This window comes from Methanothermobacter thermautotrophicus, from assembly GCF_014889545.1.
Lineage (GTDB): Archaea > Methanobacteriota > Methanobacteria > Methanobacteriales > Methanothermobacteraceae > Methanothermobacter > Methanothermobacter thermautotrophicus_A.
The window spans coordinates 260,730-281,287 of sequence record NZ_QKOF01000006.1 but is presented as its reverse complement, the minus strand read 5'-3'; the positions used below and the strand labels follow the sequence as shown (position 1 = coordinate 281,287).

At 47.7% G+C, this 20,558-nt stretch carries 20 protein-coding genes, 2 tRNA genes and 1 CRISPR repeat array; of the genes, 10 read left to right on the top strand and 12 right to left on the bottom strand.

All coding sequences use genetic code 11. The features are described from left to right. Positions 1 to 51: 51 nt before the first annotated feature. The 4 genes from tuf (at position 52) to DNK57_RS05850 (ending at position 1,928) form a co-directional block, all read left to right on the top strand. Positions 52 to 1,293 (top strand): translation elongation factor EF-1 subunit alpha, encoded by a 1,242-nt coding sequence (gene tuf, locus DNK57_RS05865; RefSeq protein WP_192962076.1) that lies wholly within the window; start codon positions 52 to 54, stop codon positions 1,291 to 1,293. Positions 1,294 to 1,327: 34 nt separating this feature from the next. Next, positions 1,328 to 1,636 (top strand): 30S ribosomal protein S10, encoded by a 309-nt coding sequence (gene rpsJ, locus DNK57_RS05860; protein WP_010876685.1) that lies wholly within the window; start codon positions 1,328 to 1,330, stop codon positions 1,634 to 1,636. An 82-nt stretch (positions 1,637 to 1,718) separates the two neighbouring features. Next, a tRNA-Ser gene (locus tag DNK57_RS05855) sits at positions 1,719 to 1,803 on the top strand. A 40-nt stretch (positions 1,804 to 1,843) separates the two neighbouring features. Further along, a tRNA-Ser gene (locus DNK57_RS05850) sits at positions 1,844 to 1,928 on the top strand. Between the two features lie 60 nt (positions 1,929 to 1,988). On the opposite strand, the gene mtrA is transcribed toward DNK57_RS05850, so the two are convergent. Next, on the bottom strand, positions 1,989 to 2,531 hold the full coding sequence (gene mtrA / locus DNK57_RS05845) for a tetrahydromethanopterin S-methyltransferase subunit A (protein ID WP_192962075.1): 543 nt from the start codon (positions 2,529 to 2,531) through the stop codon (positions 1,989 to 1,991). 138 nt (positions 2,532 to 2,669) lie between these two features. On the opposite strand from mtrA, the gene DNK57_RS05840 reads away from it, so the two are divergent. The 4 genes from DNK57_RS05840 to DNK57_RS05825 all read left to right on the top strand — a co-directional run bounded on the left by DNK57_RS05840 (position 2,670) and on the right by DNK57_RS05825 (position 4,735). Next, entirely contained in the window at positions 2,670 to 3,299 is a 630-nt protein-coding gene (locus DNK57_RS05840; RefSeq protein WP_192962074.1) for a TetR/AcrR family transcriptional regulator, read from the top strand. Between the two features lie 100 nt (positions 3,300 to 3,399). After that, positions 3,400 to 3,867, top strand: a complete 468-nt coding sequence (locus DNK57_RS05835) for a TIGR00288 family NYN domain-containing protein (protein ID WP_192962073.1) — start codon at positions 3,400 to 3,402, stop codon at positions 3,865 to 3,867. A 2-nt stretch (positions 3,868 to 3,869) separates the two neighbouring features. After that, positions 3,870 to 4,313 carry a universal stress protein gene (locus DNK57_RS05830; protein ID WP_192962072.1) on the top strand — a complete coding sequence of 148 codons (444 nt, stop codon included), beginning with the start codon at positions 3,870 to 3,872 and terminating at the stop codon, positions 4,311 to 4,313. Between the two features lie 11 nt (positions 4,314 to 4,324). Next, complete coding sequence (locus DNK57_RS05825) at positions 4,325 to 4,735, top strand: GyrI-like domain-containing protein (protein WP_226891096.1); 411 nt, start codon at positions 4,325 to 4,327, stop codon at positions 4,733 to 4,735. Positions 4,736 to 4,852: 117 nt separating this feature from the next. Here DNK57_RS05825 and pscS read toward each other — a convergent pair whose 3' ends face one another. From pscS to hypD, 6 genes are read right to left on the bottom strand one after another with little or no spacing between them, the layout of a single operon-like run. Beyond that, positions 4,853 to 5,986 (bottom strand): O-phospho-L-seryl-tRNA:Cys-tRNA synthase, encoded by a 1,134-nt coding sequence (gene pscS, locus DNK57_RS05820; RefSeq protein ID WP_192962070.1) that lies wholly within the window; start codon positions 5,984 to 5,986, stop codon positions 4,853 to 4,855. Then, positions 5,973 to 6,497 (bottom strand): NTPase, encoded by a 525-nt coding sequence (locus DNK57_RS05815; RefSeq protein WP_192962069.1) that lies wholly within the window; start codon positions 6,495 to 6,497, stop codon positions 5,973 to 5,975. Before DNK57_RS05815 ends, pscS begins: the two co-directional genes overlap by 14 nt. Before the next feature lie 10 nt (positions 6,498 to 6,507). Next, positions 6,508 to 7,500 (bottom strand): radical SAM protein, encoded by a 993-nt coding sequence (locus DNK57_RS05810; RefSeq protein WP_192962068.1) that lies wholly within the window; start codon positions 7,498 to 7,500, stop codon positions 6,508 to 6,510. A 14-nt stretch (positions 7,501 to 7,514) separates the two neighbouring features. Beyond that, complete coding sequence (locus tag DNK57_RS05805) at positions 7,515 to 8,807, bottom strand: TldD/PmbA family protein (protein ID WP_192962067.1); 1,293 nt, start codon at positions 8,805 to 8,807, stop codon at positions 7,515 to 7,517. Between the two features lie 3 nt (positions 8,808 to 8,810). After that, on the bottom strand, positions 8,811 to 9,476 hold the full coding sequence (locus DNK57_RS05800; RefSeq protein ID WP_192962066.1) for a phosphoglycolate phosphatase: 666 nt from the start codon (positions 9,474 to 9,476) through the stop codon (positions 8,811 to 8,813). Positions 9,477 to 9,484: 8 nt separating this feature from the next. Further along, on the bottom strand, positions 9,485 to 10,531 hold the full coding sequence (hypD, locus tag DNK57_RS05795) for a hydrogenase formation protein HypD (RefSeq protein WP_192962065.1): 1,047 nt from the start codon (positions 10,529 to 10,531) through the stop codon (positions 9,485 to 9,487). A 53-nt stretch (positions 10,532 to 10,584) separates the two neighbouring features. Here hypD and DNK57_RS05790 point away from each other — a divergent pair, with 53 nt between their 5' ends. Next, complete coding sequence (locus tag DNK57_RS05790) at positions 10,585 to 11,268, top strand: calcium/sodium antiporter (RefSeq protein WP_226891095.1); 684 nt, start codon at positions 10,585 to 10,587, stop codon at positions 11,266 to 11,268. Between the two features lie 149 nt (positions 11,269 to 11,417). Here the strand turns inward: DNK57_RS05790 and DNK57_RS09120 are convergent, their stop codons facing one another. Next, on the bottom strand, positions 11,418 to 13,271 hold the full coding sequence (locus DNK57_RS09120) for a DUF11 domain-containing protein (RefSeq protein ID WP_320056869.1): 1,854 nt from the start codon (positions 13,269 to 13,271) through the stop codon (positions 11,418 to 11,420). 28 nt (positions 13,272 to 13,299) lie between these two features. Further along, the gene (locus DNK57_RS09115; RefSeq protein ID WP_226891093.1) at positions 13,300 to 15,867 is read right to left on the bottom strand and encodes a DUF11 domain-containing protein; all 2,568 of its coding nucleotides are present in this window, start codon (positions 15,865 to 15,867) and stop codon (positions 13,300 to 13,302) included. A gap of 284 nt (positions 15,868 to 16,151) precedes the next feature. On the opposite strand from DNK57_RS09115, the gene DNK57_RS05780 reads away from it, so the two are divergent. Then, entirely contained in the window at positions 16,152 to 16,799 is a 648-nt protein-coding gene (locus DNK57_RS05780) for a class I SAM-dependent methyltransferase (protein ID WP_143485768.1), read from the top strand. A 128-nt stretch (positions 16,800 to 16,927) separates the two neighbouring features. Continuing rightward, positions 16,928 to 18,653: direct repeats of the CRISPR family, unit length 30 nt; unit sequence ATTTCCATACTATTCAGTCCATTTTAAAGC. Between the two features lie 105 nt (positions 18,654 to 18,758). Here DNK57_RS05780 and cas2 read toward each other — a convergent pair. From cas2 to cas4, 3 genes are read right to left on the bottom strand one after another with little or no spacing between them, the layout of a single operon-like run. Beyond that, a complete protein-coding gene (cas2, locus tag DNK57_RS05775) occupies positions 18,759 to 19,022 on the bottom strand; it encodes a CRISPR-associated endonuclease Cas2 (RefSeq protein ID WP_192962064.1) in 264 nt (87 codons plus the stop codon). A gap of 60 nt (positions 19,023 to 19,082) precedes the next feature. Continuing rightward, entirely contained in the window at positions 19,083 to 20,054 is a 972-nt protein-coding gene (gene cas1b / locus DNK57_RS05770; protein ID WP_192962063.1) for a type I-B CRISPR-associated endonuclease Cas1b, read from the bottom strand. A 12-nt stretch (positions 20,055 to 20,066) separates the two neighbouring features. Then, positions 20,067 to 20,555: a CRISPR-associated protein Cas4 gene (gene cas4 / locus DNK57_RS05765; protein WP_192962062.1), complete on the bottom strand. Its 489-nt coding sequence runs from the start codon at positions 20,553 to 20,555 to the stop codon at positions 20,067 to 20,069. Positions 20,556 to 20,558: the final 3 nt, after the last annotated feature.

Here is a 20,558-nt window from a genome sequence, read left to right as displayed (position 1 = left end):
ATTTGCTGGATCTAAAAAATCAGGCTAAACCATCATATATGGAGGTATATTATGGCTAAAGAAAAAGAACACATGAACCTGGCGTTTATTGGACACGTAGACCACGGAAAATCCACACTAGTGGGACACCTGCTCCTGCAGGCCGGAGCAATCGCCGAACAGCAGTTAGCTGACGGTGAAGACAAGTTCAGGTTTGTCATGGACAGGCTCTCCGAGGAAAGGGAAAGAGGAGTTACAATCGACCTTGCACACGCCAAATTCGAAACAGACAAGTACGAGTTCACAATCGTGGACTGCCCCGGACACCGTGACTTCGTTAAGAACATGATCACAGGTGCGTCCCAGGCAGACGCAGCAGTCCTAGTAGTTGCAGTGGACGACGGTGTAATGCCCCAGACCAAGGAACACGTGTTCCTATCAAGGACACTGGGTATAAACCAGCTCATAGTCGCCATCAACAAGATGGACCTCGTCAACTACGACGAAGAGAAATTCAACGCCCTCAAGGATGAGGTTGCAGCCCTAATCAAAACAGTGGGTTACAAGCCAAGCGACGTTGAATTCATCCCACTCTCCGCCTTTGAAGGGGACAACATAACATCAAAGAGCGAAAACACCCCATGGTACAAGGGTAAAACACTCGTTGAAGCCCTTGACGACCTTGAAGCACCCGAAAAGCCTGTGGACCTTCCACTGAGGATCCCTATACAGGACGTCTACTCCATCACAGGTGTCGGTACCGTCCCAGTGGGACGTGTAGAGACAGGTGTCCTCAAGAAGGGTGAAAATGTCATATTCGAACCTGCAGGTGTAAGTGGAGAGGTCAAATCCATCGAAATGCACCATGAGATGATCGAACAGGCCGAACCTGGTGACAACATAGGTTTCAACGTCAGGGGTGTCGGTAAAAACGACATCAGAAGGGGAGACGTCGCAGGACACCTGGACAACCCGCCAAAGGTTGCCAAGGAGTTCACGGCACAGATCGTTGTTCTCCAGCACCCAGGTGTCATAACAGTGGGTTACACACCTGTATTCCACTGTCACACAGCACAGGTTGCCTGTACCTTCCTTGAACTGGTGCAGAAGATGAACCCTGCAACAGGTCAGGTGGAAGAGGAAAACCCTGACTTCCTGAAAACAGGTAACGCTGCTGTTGTGAAGGTCAAACCAACCAAGCCACTGGTCATCGAGAAGATAAAGGACATCCCACACATGGGAAGATTCGCCATAAGGGACATGGGACAGACAGTGGCTGCTGGAATGTGCATAGACCTCGTACCAGCAAAATAAACCCACCTCTTCCCTTTTTTACAGGAGGATTTAAATGCACAAAGCAAGGATTAAACTGACAGGGACAGACCCTGAAAAACTGGCATACGTCTGTGACCAGCTCAAGAAGATTGCTGAGAGGACAGGCGTGGACATGTCAGGCCCAATACCCCTCCCAACCAAGAGGCTCGTGGTTCCAACAAGGAAATCCCCTGATGGTGAGGGAACCGCAACCTGGGAGAAATGGGAGATGAGGATCCACAAGAGGCTTGTGGGTATAGAGGCCGATGAAAGGGCCATGCGTCAGGTCATGAAGGTCAACGTGCCTGACAATGTCAGCATCGAAATCGAACTCAAAAGTTAACTGGGGTGCAAACCCCTCTAACTAAATTCACCCACCAAAAACTATATAAATAAGAGTTTATCAATCTCTTTTATCTGACACTGCCGGGATAGCCTAGCCAGGTAAGGCGCGGGACTTGAGATCCCGTGGAGATTCTCTCCGCCTGGGTTCAAATCCCAGTCCCGGCGCTTAAAAAACTTTTTTCTGAATTAAAATCATAACTGTTCTGCCGGGATAGCCTAGCCAGGTAAGGCGCAAGACTGGAAATCTTGTGGAGCTCTGCTCCTCCTGGGTTCAAATCCCAGTCCCGGCGTGGAAAATAGGAGGAAGTGACCGCCTCTGGGTGGCGGTCAGGACCCTTAAAAATAAATAATCAGGTGTTTTCTTCTGAATCCCCTTTTTTAATTTCCGGAAACTTTAAAACGAGGGGTTCCTCTTCCATCGCACCAGCGTCATGAACCACACAGTCCTCTATCCTTGCAGTTATCATGGATGGATCCTCAACATCAACCATGTCCACAAGTTCAACCTGTCTCCTGAACCTCTCTATGGCCTCCTCAGGCATGTTCTCAATGTATGGTATTGCACCGGTTGCACCGATGATCCTTCCTGTTTCTCCATCAACACCATTTTCGTGGAGGGCCTTCATGGTCTGTCCTGTGATGTGTCCCATGACCTCTGCACCGCATACAAGGAGGAATCGCAGGTTGGGGTTTGCGATCACATTTCCAACAACCTTCTCTATTCCAAGGTTCTCTGTGTGCAGTGAACCTGAAATTGCAGCGCCCGCCTTCACAGGCTCATCTTCCATGTGAGAGCCCAGGGTGACAACCGCAACCGGACTTTCTGCGTCGCCAACCACATAGTCCCCTACTATGTGGGGCCAGTCTTCAGGTACGGGTTTCTTTTCAGCCATCAGAAACACCTCTTTAACCGTCAGTTAATTTTTAACTTCCGGTTAAAATTTAACTTGGAGTTAATATTATATAAAACTTCCGGTAAAAATGTTTTAAACCACCGGAACAGATATTCATAGACATGCAGGTGAATCAACATGGCGCCCTCAAGACGCGAACGTGAAAGGGAAAGGAGACGGGAACAGATCATAAGGGCCGCAGAGAAGGCATTCTTTGCAAGGGGATACGACAGGGTGACCATGGATGAAATAGCCAGGGAGGCAGATGTCAACAAGGCCCTCCTCTACTACTACTTCAAAAACAAGGAATCCCTCTTCCTAGCAGTGAACCTCTACGGTGTCCGTATACTCCACAGGATGTACAGAATGTGCATGGAGCTTGACACAGATGGATATGGTAAGGTCAGGGCCATGGTGGAGGCCCTCTACATCTTCTCAAAGGAACACCCAGATTACTTCAGGGTATACTGCTACAGTGGCACCGAGAGGTTCGAGCTGAGTGAAGCTGATGATGCGAAGGAGATAGTGGACCTCCGTACAGGAATGTGGAGGCTCATGGTTGAGGCCATAATGGAGGGCATGAAGGACGGCAGCATCCGCAGCGACCTCGACCCTGTAGAGTTGTCAATATACATCCATACACTGGCCATAAATGCCCTGAACCTTGATTTCACATCCAGGATGGTCCTGGAGGCCAGGAATATAAGCAGGGACAGGTTCTGGGAGGACCTTGAGGTTTTCATTGAATCAGCCCTCAGGCCCCGGTGATAAAACCCCCCAAAAAACAGCAGCTCAAACATCACCACATAAGTATATAAGGTTTTAGATACATAAGGGTATTAAAAGTTAAAGAGAGGAACGAATAAAAATGGATAATGATAATAACTTTGTGATAATAAACAACAGTCGAAAGGATAAAAAGAGTCTGGGACTCCTTGTTGATGGTCCAAATATGCTCAGAAAGGAATTCTGTTCAGACCTTGAATTTGTGAAGAACCTCCTCTTTGACAGGGGAAACCTCAAGATAGGAAAGGTGCTCCTGAACCAGTACGCCTCAGATAAGCTGATCGAGGCAGTCGTGAACCAGGGATTCTCACCCATGATAGTTGCAGGTGATGTGGATGTTCAGCTCGCAGTTGAAGCCTTTGAACTCATACACAACCCCAACATCGATGTGGTTGCAATTATGACAAGGAACGCCGACTTCCTCCCCCTAATAAACATAGCAAAGGAGAACGGGAAGGAGACCCTGGTTATAGGTGCAGAGCCAGGTTTCAGCGTAGCACTCCAGAACTCAGCAGACGACTCCATAATCCTTGGAAGCGAAGGGGTGTAGATGTGTACCGACGAATACTGATACCCACAGACGGCTCAGAGGACGCCAGGAAGGCAACGCTGCACGCATTCCACATGGCAGGGATGAGCGGAGCAGACATACTGGGTATAAGTGTCGTTGACACATCCTACAGAGAACTCTGGGACGAGGATATCAGCAGACGCCTCGAGGAGATAATGAGGAAACAGTCAGAGAATGCAATATCCATCCTTAAGGAAGAATTCAGCTCCCAGCAGGAGCTGGGCCATCTGAAGGGGACCCGTCTTGATACGGTTATACTTGAGGGTAACCCTGCAGAGGTGATCCTTGAGGTCATGGAGGAGGAGGACGTGGACCTGGTTGTGATGGGTAGCTCAGGCAAACACGGACTTGATCGCATAATATCCGGAAGTATAACAAGGAAGGTTCTTAAATCAGCCACAAAGCCCGTTATGGTCGTTGGTTAACGGTGATTATAATGATAGGTAAAAGGACACTGAATGATGAGAAACTTGCACTGATAACCTTTACAGGACCCCTCAGTAAGACACAGGAGGTCCTTGAAGAGGTTTCAGACTTTGTATCATCAAGTGATAAACTTGAAGCTGACGGTAACCCCACACTGATATTCTACACAGCACCCCTCAAGGACGAGGGAAGATACGATGTGGGTATACCTGTAAAGGGCGACTCCGAGGGTGACGGAAAGATAAGGGTAGTCACAATACCAGGCCATACTGTGATATTCACAGAATACTCAGAAGACCGTGAGGAGGCCTACCGAAGGCTCATAGAATACGTCGAGGAGAACTGTCTTGACGTAATAGGTGCGCCGCGGGAGGTCCTCCATGGGGATGTGAGGGAGATCCAGTTCCCTGTGGTCCTTTAAATGTTACCTCACATCATTGAGAACAGCTTACTGGAATTCACTGATTTTTTTCCCTTACTATTCTTTCATAAATAAAGAAACGTTCACTGTTCTATTTTCAAGAAACTACAGCTAAAATCACCGGTTCTCCTCAACTATATCCCTGAATGAGTCAACCACGTACTGAACCTGCTCCTCTGTCATTCCATAGATGCTGCACTTGAACCACTTTGTCTGACCCCTCCTTATTCCAACTATACCCCTCTTCTTAAGTTCCTCATAGAGGAAAAAGCCCTTCCTTGGATGTGAAGCCGCTATCTCATGGAATACTGGGGTTTCAAACCTTACAAGATCATGCTCCTTGGGCCTCACACCCAGCTGCTCTATACCCCCAATATCCTCAAGTTCAGAGACCAGGTAACGTGTCTTCTCAACCTCCTCGTCCCAGCGTGAAACCCTCTCCCTCACATAGGGCAGGGAGGCCATGAGGGTTGCCAGTGGCGCGCCCCTTGATGTGCAGCCCAGGAGTTCAAGCTCCTTCTTCTCATGCCTCCCGGACCTCCTCAGTACAAGGTCCTCCCACTCAGATCTCATCCCGAGAACACCTATCGGTCCGGAGGCTGCCATGCTCTTGTGACCGCTCCCAACAACAAAGTCAACCCCGAGTTCCCTGAGGTTAACAGGGAGCCTCCCCATGGAATAGGCGCAGTTTAGGAGTAATGGAACCCCCAGCTTCCTGCATACGTCCGCCACGCCCCGTGCATCTGTCAGGTTCCCGTAGTTACCATCGACATGGGTGAGAACCGCAAGCTTAACCTCAACCCTGTCAAGGGTCTCCTCAAGGACCTCCCTGTAGGCCTCGGGTGTTACCTCATAGGTGGGGTGTCCACTCGACGGAACCTCAACGATTTCAAGGCCGTTCCTCTCAGCTGCAAGGTGTGTGGTGTAGTGGGCATTTCCATCAACAACAACGGTGTCGCCCCTATCACAGAGTGCATGCATCACCGCAAATTTACCCTCCCTTGCACCATGAACCGTCCTCACGGCATCAGAGCCGGTGAACTCTGCAAGGTCATCCAGGAAGCAGTTTACCGCGGGCCTTGTGACCTTGTCCAGTCTGCCGTCGCAGTAGTCACAGACACTGTAACCATCCCCGAATTCATACAGGGCCTTCCTTGCAGCGGCAGGGAGAACACCACCACGCTGTAGGGGGTTGAGGTTGAGGTTATCCCTTTCAAGTTTTCTTGTAAGACCATAATCAGCGCATTCCATGATAATCACCAAGTAAGTCAATTATCCTCCCGTAAACCCTGTCCCGTTTCTCAGGATCAACAACAAATACCCTTATGTCCTCCCTCTTTTTTATACTTTGAAGGGTTCTCCTGTGAACCGCTGCGATGAGGAGGACATCAGAGTTGAGGGCCTCGTCAACAGCCCTCCTGAATTCCTGGCTCTTAAGCTCCATGGGACCGATTTCATCTATGACGAGACAGTCATCCTCATCCAGGGACCTCCTGATTGCCGGGACAGCCAATTCATCCATGGCCGCTAAATTTACGCCGTACCTGCCAATACGTGGCCCCTCTGTTTCCAGTGACGCGAGGAGAGCCCTCCTGCCCGATGCTATGTCAACGACCTCGAAACCCCACCTTGAACCACCCACCCTCACCTCGGGTGTTATGATCCCTCCAACCGAAAGGCCCTTACCCTCAAGGTAGTCCCTCAGCCTTCCAACCATGGTGCTCTTCCCGCTGCCGGGTCTCCCTGTGATCAGTATCTTCATGAGAACCCTCCTAGATAATGTTTTCAAGGCCCTCCCTCAGGGCCCACCTTCTGGCCTCCTCAAGCTCCTCAAGGTAGAGGGGGCGGTTGATCTCAGGGTAAGCTGAAGCCCTGTAGAGGGGGCGGTACTGGCCCATTATGTTCATCACAGTGTCTGTGCCCAGGTTCTCTGCCACCCATGAAATGATGGGCATGGTGCAGCATTCAAGGTGCCCTGGAAGTACCAGGTGCCTTATTATCATGTCCTCCCCTGCTATCATGAGGTGGTTCCTGGATACGACCTCAAAGTAGTCATGGACACCGGCAAGTCTCTCTGCACATTCACTGTTGCCGAACTTGAAGTCTGTGAGGTACAGGTCCGCAGCACCCATTATGAGCCTGACTGATTCCGTGGACATGTACATGTTACTGTTCCATACAACGGGTACACTGATGGACACCACTGAGAGGACCCGGAGGATGTATGGGAGTGCCGGTGTCGGGTCTCCTCCCACAAAGTTGACGTTCGCTGCTCCCATGCGCCTCCTTTCCTCTATGATCGCTGCCAGTTCATCCACCTCAATGTGTCTGCCGGTGGATGGGTTCTGGGATATGTCCCAGTTCTGACAGAAGACACACCGCATGGTGCAGCCTGAAAAGAAGACGGTATGGCTTGGTACCAGTGGTGCCTCCTCCCCGTAGTGAAGGAACTCCGATGCCACGCGGGGCCCCATGACGCCGCAGCGTCCACTCTCCATCTGGCGGTTAACGCCGCACCTCCAGGGGCACAGTGAACACTCCCCAAGGATTCTTTCAGCGATTTCAATCTTAAGATCGAGGAAAGACCTGTCACACGCCCCTGAACACTCCATACCTGCCTCTATCCTTTCATGTTCCATCCAGAGCTCAGAGATCCCTGAGTCCCCGTGAAAGGATGCTGGGGTCCTGGAGGCGACAAGGAACCTTGCATCCCTAATCCCGTCCCTTACAGACAGGTAGTGTTGAAGTGCATCCTTCAGTGACATGACCCTTAATGTGCCTATCCCGTGACATGTACTTCCTCAAACATGAGAGGTGCTGTTACAAAGCCCCCCACCTGTCTCCTTTCAAGGTCCGTTGATGAGGCCTTCATCATGAGCTCAAATATGTTTCCTGAGAGCATTGCCTTCTTAACAGGCGTGAATTCCCCTGCTTCCACCATGAATGCATTGTTGGCCTCCACCGAGAAGTCACCGGATATTGGATTTGCGGTGTGGGCACCCAGGACATCTGTCACGAATATCCCCATGAAATCCTCCAGTTGGACTGTCCTGTTAAATTCAAGTATTAAGTTAGTGGTTGAGACAGCTGGAACCTCCATGTAGCCCCTCAGACCATTACCTGTACTCTCAACCCTCCCCTTTGATGCTGTGTAGATGTTATGCAGGTATCCCCTCAGAATTCCATCCTCCACAAGGACTGTCCGCTGGGAGGGTGTCCCCTCACCATCAAAGGGGGCTGATCCAAGGCCACCCTCCATGGTGCCGTCATCGTACACTGAGAGACCCTCACTGGTGACCCGGCTCCCAAGCCTATCCGCCAGGACGGACCTCCCCCTCTGAACATTATCTGCGCTGAATGCTGCTGCGAATGTTCCAAGAAGTCCTGCAGCTGCATGGTAGTCCAGGACCGCTGGAATCTTACCGCCCTCAATACTCCTGCCACCAACCGAATCCTTTGCAATCCTGCAGGCCCTTCCAGCTATCCACTCAGGGTCGATGTCAAGTTTACAGGAGGAATCTGACTCGTAGGCCGTTGTCTTCATACCATTCCCCTCAGCTGTCACAGAGATGTGGGCTGAGAAGACTGTTGAAGCTGATGATGCCTCAACACCCTCCGAGTTTACTATAAATGTTTCAATCCGGGAAGCTGTGAAGCCGCCGCTTGTGGGTTTGCATCCCTCCTCCAGGACCCTCTCAATCATTCTACCGGCCATCTCCACTGAGTCCTCAACTTCAAGGTCACTGAAGGACCTGTCATGGATTCCCTTAACCGAGGGATATGTGGAGGGTTCAGAGAAGCCGAAGTTTTCATCAGGATCCGCGAGCCTAAGGTTCTGGGCCGCCATCCTCACAGCAGCATCAACTCCCCCAGGATCCGATGTGTAGGCAAATCCCATCCGCCCCTCCTTCAGGATACGGATACCTATCCCTGTCATGGATTCAATCTTACCAAAGTCTATGAGGTCACGCTGGATCTCGACCTCCAGTGTCTTCTCCCTTTCAATGTAGACCTCAGCCATTTCACCATATTTTAAGGCACGTTTAACAGCCTCTTCACCGATCCCCAACATAGGTCACACCCCCAAGAATCTCTGGACAGCCTCTGCAACCCCCTCTCCATGGGCCGCAGAGGTTACATAATCCGCAATCGCCTTCAGTTCAGGGTCTGCATTTGCAACCGCGACCCTGAACCCTGCATGTTCAATGAACTCCAGATCGTTTTCACTGTCGCCTATTGCCATGACATCATCCATCCCCAGTCCCATGGATTCCAGCAGGATCTCCATGGATGAGCCCTTATTCACTGCAGGGTCTGTAAGGTGTATGGCAAAGCCCGTGTCATAGACCTCAACATCGAAGCCACTGAGTGCCTCCCTCACAGTGTCTGCAGGTACATCCCGGGTCAGTGCTATCTCAGACACCCTCAGGTCAGAGAAGGGTACCTTCCTGACAGGGTAAATCCCTTTGAGGTGACTGTAGGCCCTCTCAGCCTTACTCATATCACCCAGAACCCTCACCTCGTCATTGATGTACAGTACACCACCATTTTCAGCCACAACTCCTCCAGTGGTTCCCATCAGGATAGATGTTGCCATTGCAAAGCAGAGGATATTGCCGGTAACTATTATAACAGGCACCCCCGCTTCCTCAGCGCCCCTGAGGGCCCTCACAGCCTCCAGGGACAGCCTCCTCTCTCTGTCTGTTATGGTGCCGTCGATGTCAACTGCAATGGCCCTCATCCTGACACCTAGAATGAGCTGTACCTGTAGGCTATGTTACAGGTGCCCTCCCTTGACACCATGCAAGCACCGATGGGACTGGTGGGGGTGCACTCAGTCCTGAAGAGTTTGCATTCCTCTGGCCTTGCAACACCCCTCAGCACCGCACCGCAGATGCATCCCGCAGGTGTATCAACCGTATCCTCAACATCTATATCGAACTTCTCCCTTGCATTGAATTCCGAGAACTCATCCCTTATCTCATACACCGATTCCGGTATGACCGGGAATCCCCTCCACTCCCTCTCGGTTACATAGAAGACCTCATCCATCGCCCTCTGGGCCTTAAGGTTACCCTCAGGTCTCACGGCCCTCTTATACTCGTTCTCAACCTTCGCCTCCCCCCTCTCGATCTGGCGGAGTATCATGTAGACCGCCATGAGTATATCGAGGGGGTTGAAGCCTGCTATGACCTGTGGTATACCATAGTCCCTTGAGAATGGCTCATATGGCTTCATACCGATTATGGTTGACACGTGTCCGGGTTCTATGAGGGCGTTGAGGTTCACCTCACCGGACTCTATGAGGAACCTGAGGGCGGGTGGTATGAGCCTGTGGCAAGATAGGACCGAGAAGTTCTCAGGTGGTCCTGAGAGTATCTCTGAGGCTGTTGTTGGTGCGGTGGTCTCAAATCCTGCTGCCATGAATACGACTTCCCTGTCGAGTTTCCTTGCTATCTCCACCGCGTTGCTCACACCATAGACTATCCTGACATCCGCGCCGTCTGCCCTTGCATCTGCAAGGGACCCCCTGGAACCCGGGACGCGGAGCATGTCACCGAAGGTTGTTATTGTGACGCCCTGCCTTGCAAGTTCAATGCACTCGTCGATTTCCCTTGCCGGGACACAGCATACCGGACAGCCCGGCCCTGCCACCACCTCAACCTCTTCAGGGAGGAGGGATCGTACACCATGCTGCATTATTGTGTGCTCATGTGATCCACATACATGCATTATCTTGACTGGACGTGATATCTCCTGTATCCTTGAAACCAGTTCCCTTGAAAGATTCTTCATATGACCACCATTACAGTTAAAGATCTATTTATCATGATCATATATATATCTGGATGGGCATATCAGCAATCCTATCATGCGCAGTTACAACAAACAGGGATGAGATCAGGAGGGATGGTCTCTTCGGGCTCCTGAGTATACTCATCCTCACATTATTCATGTTTATGGGCCCTGTTGGACCCCTCACGGGTCTGGTCCTCATTGCACTGTACGGTGTTTACCTCTGGATCCTTATAAAAAAACAGAGGGGCTACTACAGCAGCCACCTCATGGACCATGGCGAGGTTGACGTGAAAACCGTCATCTACGCTATCACCGGATTCCTGGGGCTTGTGGTGTTCTGCAGGATCCTGGTATACAGTGCTGTGGGTATTGCTGAGGTCATGAATGTTCCTGAGATGATAATAGGCCTCTTTGCCCTTGCAATAGGCACCAGCCTCGCTGAACTGCTCGTTGCTGTTAACTCTGCAATGAAACATATGTGCAGTCTCTCCCTGGGGACCGTCCTTGGTAGCAACATATTCAACATCCTGATAGGCATAGGGGTCCCGTCCCTCTTTGTTAAGATCCCTGTTGAGCCACTATCACTCATGCTTGACGCCCCGGTGCTCATAGGGGTGACACTGGCCGTCATGTACTTCATGTGGACGGATATGGAGCTCAGGAGAGTTGAGGGGGCTGCACTTATAACAGTTTACGTTTTATACGCTGTAATCAGAATAACACTTACACGGTAGGCTTTTGCACTGAGAACAACAATTAGACACCGGTGCATGTAATGACCATGTTCCATTAAGTTGCACTGAGAACAACCTTTAAACTGTGCTGTCCGCCATATACTAAAAACAGTAAACCACTCAAAAAATAAAAAATTAGGGAAATATTTTTATCTTCTCCTTGACATGGCTGAACCCGCAGCCAGGAGCATGAGGCCCGCCATAAGTGCAGCTACCGGAACACCCGTTGGCTGCATCGGCACCTTGCCTGGTGAAGGTCCTGGACCCGGTGAGGGTTCTGTGACCTCAATTTCGACCTCTGTTGTGTTGTTACCTGTGCTTGATGAGCCTGAGCTCACCGTTGCCACGTTGATGAATGTGCCGCGCCTTATCATCTGGGCCACTATTTCAAGGACCGCTGTTGAACCCGCTGGCAGGTCACCTATCATCCAGACGCCGGTTACCGGGTTGTATGAACCAACCGTAGCACTGGATGAAACATACCTCATTGAATCGGGTAGCCTGTCAACGACTGTCGTGTTGAGTGCAGTGTCAGGGCCACTGTTTGTCACTGTTAATGTGAATTTAACGTTCTGTCCGACACGTACAGCCCGTCTATCAGCCTTCTTAGTTATGTTAAGCTCGGCCCGTGGATTGGCTGTGACGGTGGCATTTGCGTCCCTATCAGGGTTCGGGTTGTAGGTCTCAGCCGTGACATTAGCAATGTTGGTCACAGTAGTGTTACTCACAACGACCCGGGCAATAATCTCAAGAGCCGCTGTAACACCCCTGGCAAGGTCCCCAACAGTCCAGACACCTGTTGTGGCGTTGTAAGTTCCCTGTGTAGCACCGTGAGTGATGTATGCAAGACCTGATGGTAACAGGTCATTAACAACAACACCCACAGAATCATCAGGACCCATATTCGTGACTGAAACCACGAAACTCACAGTATCATTGAAGTTAAGCACCGTCGCATTAGCCACCTTATCTATCACAAGATAGGCAGCCTCCGGAATGTCTACTGTGACGTTCGCAGTGTTGTTTTCAGGGTAGGGGTCGAACTGGTCCCCGACTGCCTGCACCCTGTTTATCAGTTCACCGGTGGTGTTCACGAGTACCGTGAAGTTGAGGGTTGCTGATGCGCCACCTGCAAGGTCTCCAACTATCCATATGCACGCAAGAGGATAGCATATACCCTGTGAAATCGCATGTGACTGGTGTACCAGTCCAGATGGCAGTATTTCTGTCACCGTAACCCCCGTCGCATCGTCGGGTCCATTGTTTGTAACCCTCACGAAGAAGGTTATCTGGTCACCGAAGTTCGGTGTGCTGTTTGACACCGTCTTTGTGATTGATATGTCTGATGATGGGTTCACAGTGAGTAGGGCTGTTGCATTGTTGTTTGAGATCAGTGGATCGTACTGGTCAGCTGATGCATTCACATAATTCGTGAATATTGCAGCAGCATTGGCAATTACCTCAAGCATCAGGGTTGCTGATGCGCCATTTGCAAGGTTACCCACAGTCCAGACTCCGCCTGCAAATGTTCCCTGTGAGGCACTGTGACTGAGCAGTGAGAGTCCTGCTGGCAGAATATCTGTTACAGCGACGCCTGTCGCATCGTTAGGTCCATTGTTGGTGACTGTAACCGTGAAGTTGGTGACCTGTCCATTGTTGATGGGTGTTACCAGGACCGTCTTCTGTACTGCGATATCTGCCAGGGCAGCTGCATTTAAGGCCCCTGCAGCATGGTTGTTTGTCATGTCAGGGTCATACTCATTGCTGGTGACTGAAACCGTGTTTACCATCTCACCAGTGGCATTGACCAGGACGGTGAGGTTCAGTGTCTCTGATGCGCCGGGTGCAAGGGAATCAACCGTCCAGACATTGAACTCTGGGAAGTAGATACCTGCAGATGCGCTGTGGGACTGGTAGACGAGACCCGGTGACATTGTATCAACTGTCCTCACAACCGTGGCGGTGTCCGGTCCAAGGTTCGTTACCGTTATGTAGAACACCACGGTATCACCGAATTCAGGTTCGGTGCTGCTAAAATTCAGGTTCGGTGCTGCTAACTGTCTTCGTGATCTTAACATCCGCGCTTGGCCTCACATCGACTGTAACCGCGTCAACATTGTCCCCTGGCAGCGGATCTGGAAGCTCTGATGATACGTTAACTATGTTAGTCTGGAAGCCTGCCTGGGTTGCCCTTACAAGGAGTGTGAGGGTCGCCTGGAACAGCGCCGGTAGTGAACCGACCTCCCAGACACCTGTGGTTGCGTTGAAAGATCCCTGTGTAACTGTGTATGATACTATTGAGAGTCCTGCTGGTAGTAGGTCTGAGACCACAACATTTGATGGTGTGTCTGGACCCGCATTCCTCACGATTATCGTAAAGGTGGCTGTCTCACCGTTGTTTATAACCGGGCTGTCAACGGTCTTCTGGATGTTCAGATCCGCTGAGACTGCGTTAAGTGTTGATACTGCGTCGTTGTTTGTCATGTCAGGGTCATACTCGTTACCAGTGACTGAAACCGTGTTATTTGAATCACCTGTTGTGTTCACAAGGACCGTGAGGTTCATCAGGGCTGATGCACCCTCATTCAGTGCTCCGATGTCCCAGACACCGGTTGTGGCGTTGTAGGTTCCCTGTGTGACGCTGTGGCTGAGGTATACGAGGCCCGGTGAGAGTATGTCGCTAACGGTTACACCTGTGGCGTTGCTTGGTCCTAGGTTTGTAACGGCAACTGTGAAGGTAACATTGGATCCGAAGTTCGGTCTCGCGTTATCCACGCGCTTAACTATACGCAGGTCAGCCACCGGGATTCCCAGAACATCAACCGTGTCATTGTTGTTATCAGGGTTCGGGTCAAAGTTCGGTGATGTGATGTTTGCAAAGTTTGTCATTAAGCCTGTTGCGTTGACCCTGGCGATTATTGTGAGTGTCGCTATTTCAAGGTAGTTCAGTGCACCAACATTCCATGTGCCCATGGAGTAGGCGCCCTTGGATGGTGTTGCGCTTATGAGTATCAGTCCAGCCGGTAGAACATCCTCCACCACAACTCCTGCTGCGTTATCAGGTCCCCTGTTGCTCACAGTGATTGTGTACTGGATTGTATCACCCACATAGGGTTCCGGATTGCTAACAGACTTGTCTATGGTTAGGTCTGATGCTGGTGGAGAATTCAGTGTCGCTGAGGCGTAGTTGTTTGCCATGTTGGGGTCAAAGACGTCACCTGTGACGTTGGCGTTGTTGATGATTGTTCCAGTTGATGTGACTGTGGCCGTGATATTCAGTGTTACTGTTTCAAAGTATCCGAGGTTCCCTATGGTCCATATACCCGTTGTACTGTTATAGGTTCCCCTGGATGCTGTTGCTGATACGAAGCTCAGCTGTGATGGCAGGAGATCAGTTACATAAACACCCGTTGCATTGTTTGGTCCGTAGTTCACAACTGTAACTGTGAATTTGACGGTGCCCCCGATGTTGGGTGCTGTGTTATTAACCGTTTTTGCAATTGCAAGGTCAGCCTTCTCAAGCGCCCTGATGGTGATATTCTCACCGAAGTCTGAGTTGTAGTGGTAGCTTGAGCCGCTCCTGTCGGTTATGAGACCAAAGAGTCTGGTCACCCCTGCACCTGTAACATTGAAGAGCCAGACAGATACGAAGTTAGTCTGGCCCGGTGCATCGAGGCGTACATTGTTGCTCGTGTTTGGTCCATATGTCACCGTCACGTTGATGGGCTGGAGAATAGCCGGGTTGTAGTTGGTAAGTGGAAGGTTAACAATATCATAGCCCGCTGATGCTGTCGTGGACACCACTGTGACTGCAATCACATCCCCAATAGCAGGTGTCGGGTTACTCACACTTATGGATACCACATCGTTACGGTTCTGTGAGACAAGTTTCTCAAGATAGAGTGTTCCATTGATGGTGTCAGGTGAACCCGTGTTTGTCCCTCCAACCGTCACAGTATAATTCCTGGATGTCAGATAGGCCAGTGAATTCCTTGAGACTTCAACAAGGTAGAACACATCCACCGTTGCACCAGGTGCTATATCACCCAGGTACTTGCTGGCTGTTTCATTCGCCGCCAGGTAGATGTAGGGATTGGTTGAAGTGAATGTGATGTTGGCTGTTACATTGTTGGCAGTGGTCAGGGCATTGTTCTTGACATGTACCTGGATGAGGTACTGATTGGGGCCGACGTTCACATTGTTATGGTCAAGCCCGATGATATCCCATGAACCCTTGGTCAGGTTCAGGGCTCCGAGTCTGAAGTCTGCCCTGGCTCTTCCTGACTCATCAAGGGTTACAGTGCTGGATGGTATCACGTGTCCAGGTGCAACTGCTGAGACAATAAATGTCCGATCGGCTGCCTGGAAACTCACAGAGTAACTTCCATCCGGACCTGTTACCCCGGATGCCACACTGGAACCATTAACTGAGGCCACGTTTATAACTGCACCCTCAAAGGGATCTGTACTGTTACACTGTGTCACAGTTCCAGTTATGAGTGCATTAGAATCAGTCTGATTGTCAGAATCGGCGGCACTTACTGTTCCAATGGTAAGAATCACCAGAAGAATCGAAAGTGCCAGTGTAAATCTCTTCATTTTTCACCCCCCTTTAAATTTTTTTACACATTTATTTATTATGTGGAGGGAGATATTTATAATCTTCTAATTTAATGCCCAGAACGGCCTTCAGGAAGATTTTATATTTAATTCCGGAGGTGGGGGGTCAGAAGGTGATATACATCACCCAACACCGGTCAGTGCAGGTACCCTCCAGAGAAAGTTGCGTCGAATAGCATTATTTTGCATCCCACATATACATCAGATGGGTGATCCATGCCTAAATCGAATGAATTTTATAGATGGTCATAGAATCAAAACTTATGAAGTCCGTGGTTTTCATTGGTAGGGGCCTCGCTGAATACATCGATATGTTCAGCCTGGATCCCATGGAACTGGAGGGCAGCAGGATACTTGACTGTGCTGCAGGTGTGAGCTCATTCCGGAGCGAAATGGATGAGATGGGATTCAGTGTAACAGCCGTGGACCCCCTCTACAGCAGGACCCCCGATGAAATTAAAAAACTGGCATGCGAAAGTTTCAGGAGCCACACCATGAACCATAGGGACTTTTTAAGGGATTTCAGGGTTGATGGGATCCCTGTTGAGGATTACCGGAGGATGGTTTTCAGAAGATTCCTGGATGACTATAAAAGGAACCCATCAGAGTACATAGCCGGTGAACTCCCCTTTCTCCCATTTGATGATGGGGAATTTGACCTGGTGGTCTCTGCAAATTTCCTTTTCCTGTATGAGGACCTGCTGGACTACAGTTTCCATGTTGAATCTGTGAGGGAGATGCTCAGGATCGGGAAAGAGGTTAGAATATTTCCTGTGTACAATATACACAGAAGAAAGCGTTCTTTACACCTTAAACCATTGATGGATGAATTTAATGATTATGACATTGAGGTCAGGAAGGTTAAGTACCATGAGGAGGCCGGCTGTAATGAAATGTTAATCATAAAATAAATGTTGAGGTTTCATTAGAGAATGCTGAGAGTATGTTAAAAATATTTCAATCCCATTTTGGTCTGATTTTAACCCTGATCTTTTATTCGTTATATCTATGTATAGCGAAGCGAATTCCCTTAGAATTTATTTCCATACTATTCAGTCCATTTTAAAGCTAGACTGTGTACTATATATATTTTCTGATTTTTTCTATTTCCATACTATTCAGTCCATTTTAAAGCTTTGTGCTCAACCACAATCTCACACAGTTCAAAGCGGAATTTCCATACTATTCAGTCCATTTTAAAGCTCTTTCTTTTTTTCGGAAACTTATCCGGGCCCTTATTATTTCCATACTATTCAGTCCATTTTAAAGCTTTTTTTGAAAGTTTTCTTTTTCATTTTATCACCTTGAATTTCCATACTATTCAGTCCATTTTAAAGCAATGGATAGAGAACCCGTTTTCTGAGTATCCACATGAATTTCCATACTATTCAGTCCATTTTAAAGCCCGGTATGAAGTACCAGAAAGGTGGCACTTCACATAATTTCCATACTATTCAGTCCATTTTAAAGCAAACCACCCCACAGGGCCCCCAGAACCTCCTGTTGAATTTCCATACTATTCAGTCCATTTTAAAGCAAGGCAATTGCGATGCTTAAATTCGAAAAAAATCCCAATTTCCATACTATTCAGTCCATTTTAAAGCCTAAAATGTCCGTCCCCAGAAGAGTACCTTGTGAACATAATTTCCATACTATTCAGTCCATTTTAAAGCCCTCTACTTTTATCCACCACAGTAACTCCCTGGATCCCATATTTCCATACTATTCAGTCCATTTTAAAGCGAGGTCTTTCCGGCTACAGATTGTCTGCATCCTCTTATTTCCATACTATTCAGTCCATTTTAAAGCTAGTCCCCCCTCGACCTCCTCGGGGGCGCTGGAAGATATTTCCATACTATTCAGTCCATTTTAAAGCGTGGTTGTGGTGGGTGTTGTGTGGTGGGGGTTGGATATTTCCATACTATTCAGTCCATTTTAAAGCCAAGGAAGTAGCAGCCATGAATGAGGAAGAGGAGAAAAATTTCCATACTATTCAGTCCATTTTAAAGCGGGATTGTCACCCTCCCCCTCTCATCAGGGAGGCCCGATTTCCATACTATTCAGTCCATTTTAAAGCCCTTGGTATGGGGCTATTTCAATGATTTGGATCCTCAAATTTCCATACTATTCAGTCCATTTTAAAGCCCATTTGAGCCCCATTTGAGCCCCATTTAGGCCCTATATTTCCATACTATTCAGTCCATTTTAAAGCTTTTGTGTTCGACCACGATCTCACACACCCCAAAGCGAAATTTCCATACTATTCAGTCCATTTTAAAGCCCAGGGAATGTAGTTAGTAGAATAGATGAAAAAATCAGAATTTCCATACTATTCAGTCCATTTTAAAGCGATCAGGACTTATGGTGTAGTTTACAATACTTAGCTGAAATTCTTCAATTTCCATACTATTCAGTCCATTTTAAAGCGCCTCTGTGAAGGCTTTGTACCTATTCAACATGTCCAATTTCCATACTATTCAGTCCATTTTAAAGCCTGGAAACCCAAGGAGACGAAGCCATAACCGAAGCAAATTTCCATACTATTCAGTCCATTTTAAAGCCTCATGAGTATACCACTCTACATTATGCGGCAGCGTAATTTCCATACTATTCAGTCCATTTTAAAGCATATGGGTGAAATCCTTGTCAGCATAGAGGAAGGTGTATTTCCATACTATTCAGTCCATTTTAAAGCCCACAACCACACCAGACACCCTAACCATAACCATAGACAAATTTCCATACTATTCAGTCCATTTTAAAGCCGAGCCAATTATTCTGTTTTTAGGTCAAAAATTCCCTAAAAATGCTTTGTTTCAACAAATTTATAAGTCTACCTATAATAGTGAGTTCTATTTATAAAGGCTGACTTAAAGTATAAAGCCAATAGTGTTCTTTTCAATTCCAAGAACATGTAAAGAAACATATTTTTTGCTGGGAAATTCATAAATCATCACAGAGTCACAGGTCTCATCTATCAATTCATGGAGACCTGTTTGTATCTCATTAAACTGAGCTTTACTAACCTCCCCCTCAAATACTGAGTTCTGTCTCCAGTGCAGATACATTTTCAAAAATTTATGAACCTTGTTAACTCTTTTGACATCAACATCATAAACTACAAGAAGGTACACCCAATCACCTTTAATGCTAAAATGAAGTTAAAATAGAAATTTTTAATTAGAAATTTTTAATTACCACCATGTCTTGAAACTTTCATATTTCTGATCGCCCAAAACATGTTTTATCAATTTATAGGCCTCAAGCCTCATCAGATACTTATATGATACCTTTCTTTTGAGTTTGGGGTGCTTTATAGTTGTTTCAAGCTTGGCCTGATACTCCTTAAGAAAAATCTGTTTACCCCTATCTTTAAGCATTACACCAACATCCCTATCAAAGTCCTTCTCCGAAATCATGTTATTATTTACCAGTTTAAAGATTACTCTGCCAACTATTAAAGGTTTAAAAATATCTGCTATGTCCAGAGCAAGCGAGAACCTCCTTTCAGCAGGTTCATGCAAAAAACTAATAGACGGATGGAGATATGTATGATATATCTCAGATAATGCTGACACATACAACAGAGAATTACCAAAAGATAAAAGGGCATTTAATTCTGTTGTTGGCGGTCTTATTTCACGTTTGCCCATTTTAAATCTTTTAAGGATGCAGTTAAAGCTTTGATAATAAGAATTCCACATGCGCCCTTCATTACTCATTACCTGAGCAACATCCCCTTCCACAACCTCTTTCTCTATCATATCAATATATTCGCTAACATCCTTTCCTCTCTTTTTATAGTACTTCATTGCCTTGAGTAAGTTATGTTTAATGCCCAGTACCATCTCCCTGGCGATTTCTGATCTTTTCATGGGATCTAGATAATGCTCTGACTGCTTTACCACTACAAGTCCAGAGTTGAGCTGTATGCGTGGGTATAAAGACCCTTCATAATAACCATATTTATTGAAAAAATTGACTGGGATGCCCTTTTTCATCAATATAGATGATGCTCCTGATTTAATTGAAATTTTACCATAACAGTTTATCTCGTTTATGCGGTTTATTGGCAAAGCCTTCTTAACGTCTTTATTGATAAAATATAACGTATTTCCCTGCCTGGACAGTATCCCATGGGAGGTTATATACAAAGGGTCCTTCATTGAATCACCTGTTTAAATCATGCAGAACTCATAATAACTACATCTACGACAGTAACGTTTAAAAACTGGCTCAGGAGGAGACTTCATTTTAACAACATTTTTTATGCCTTTAACGATTTTCTCGATTTCGGATTCTACTTCAGGCGTTAAGTTGATTTCTTCCCTCTTCTTTTCAGTAGGATACACAAGCACTCCCTTCACATTTTTCCCTGTGAATTTTCGTATATACCATAAATAATAGTAAAGCTGATACCTGACCGGCTCTTCAAGCCTGCTCGACTTTTTTATTTCGAAAATAGTCAGATTTTTCTTATTCATGAAATCTATAGAGATATCTCCGAAGTTTATGCTCTTCTTTTCTCTTGAGAAAGATTTCTCATGAAGGAGCCTCCCCATCTGTATGTCTTCGTTATCATAGTTCATGTTTATCTGGTTCGCAAAGAACCATAACTCTCGCTTACAGGCCACATAATATTGAACCATGACACCGGTTACTTTCATGAA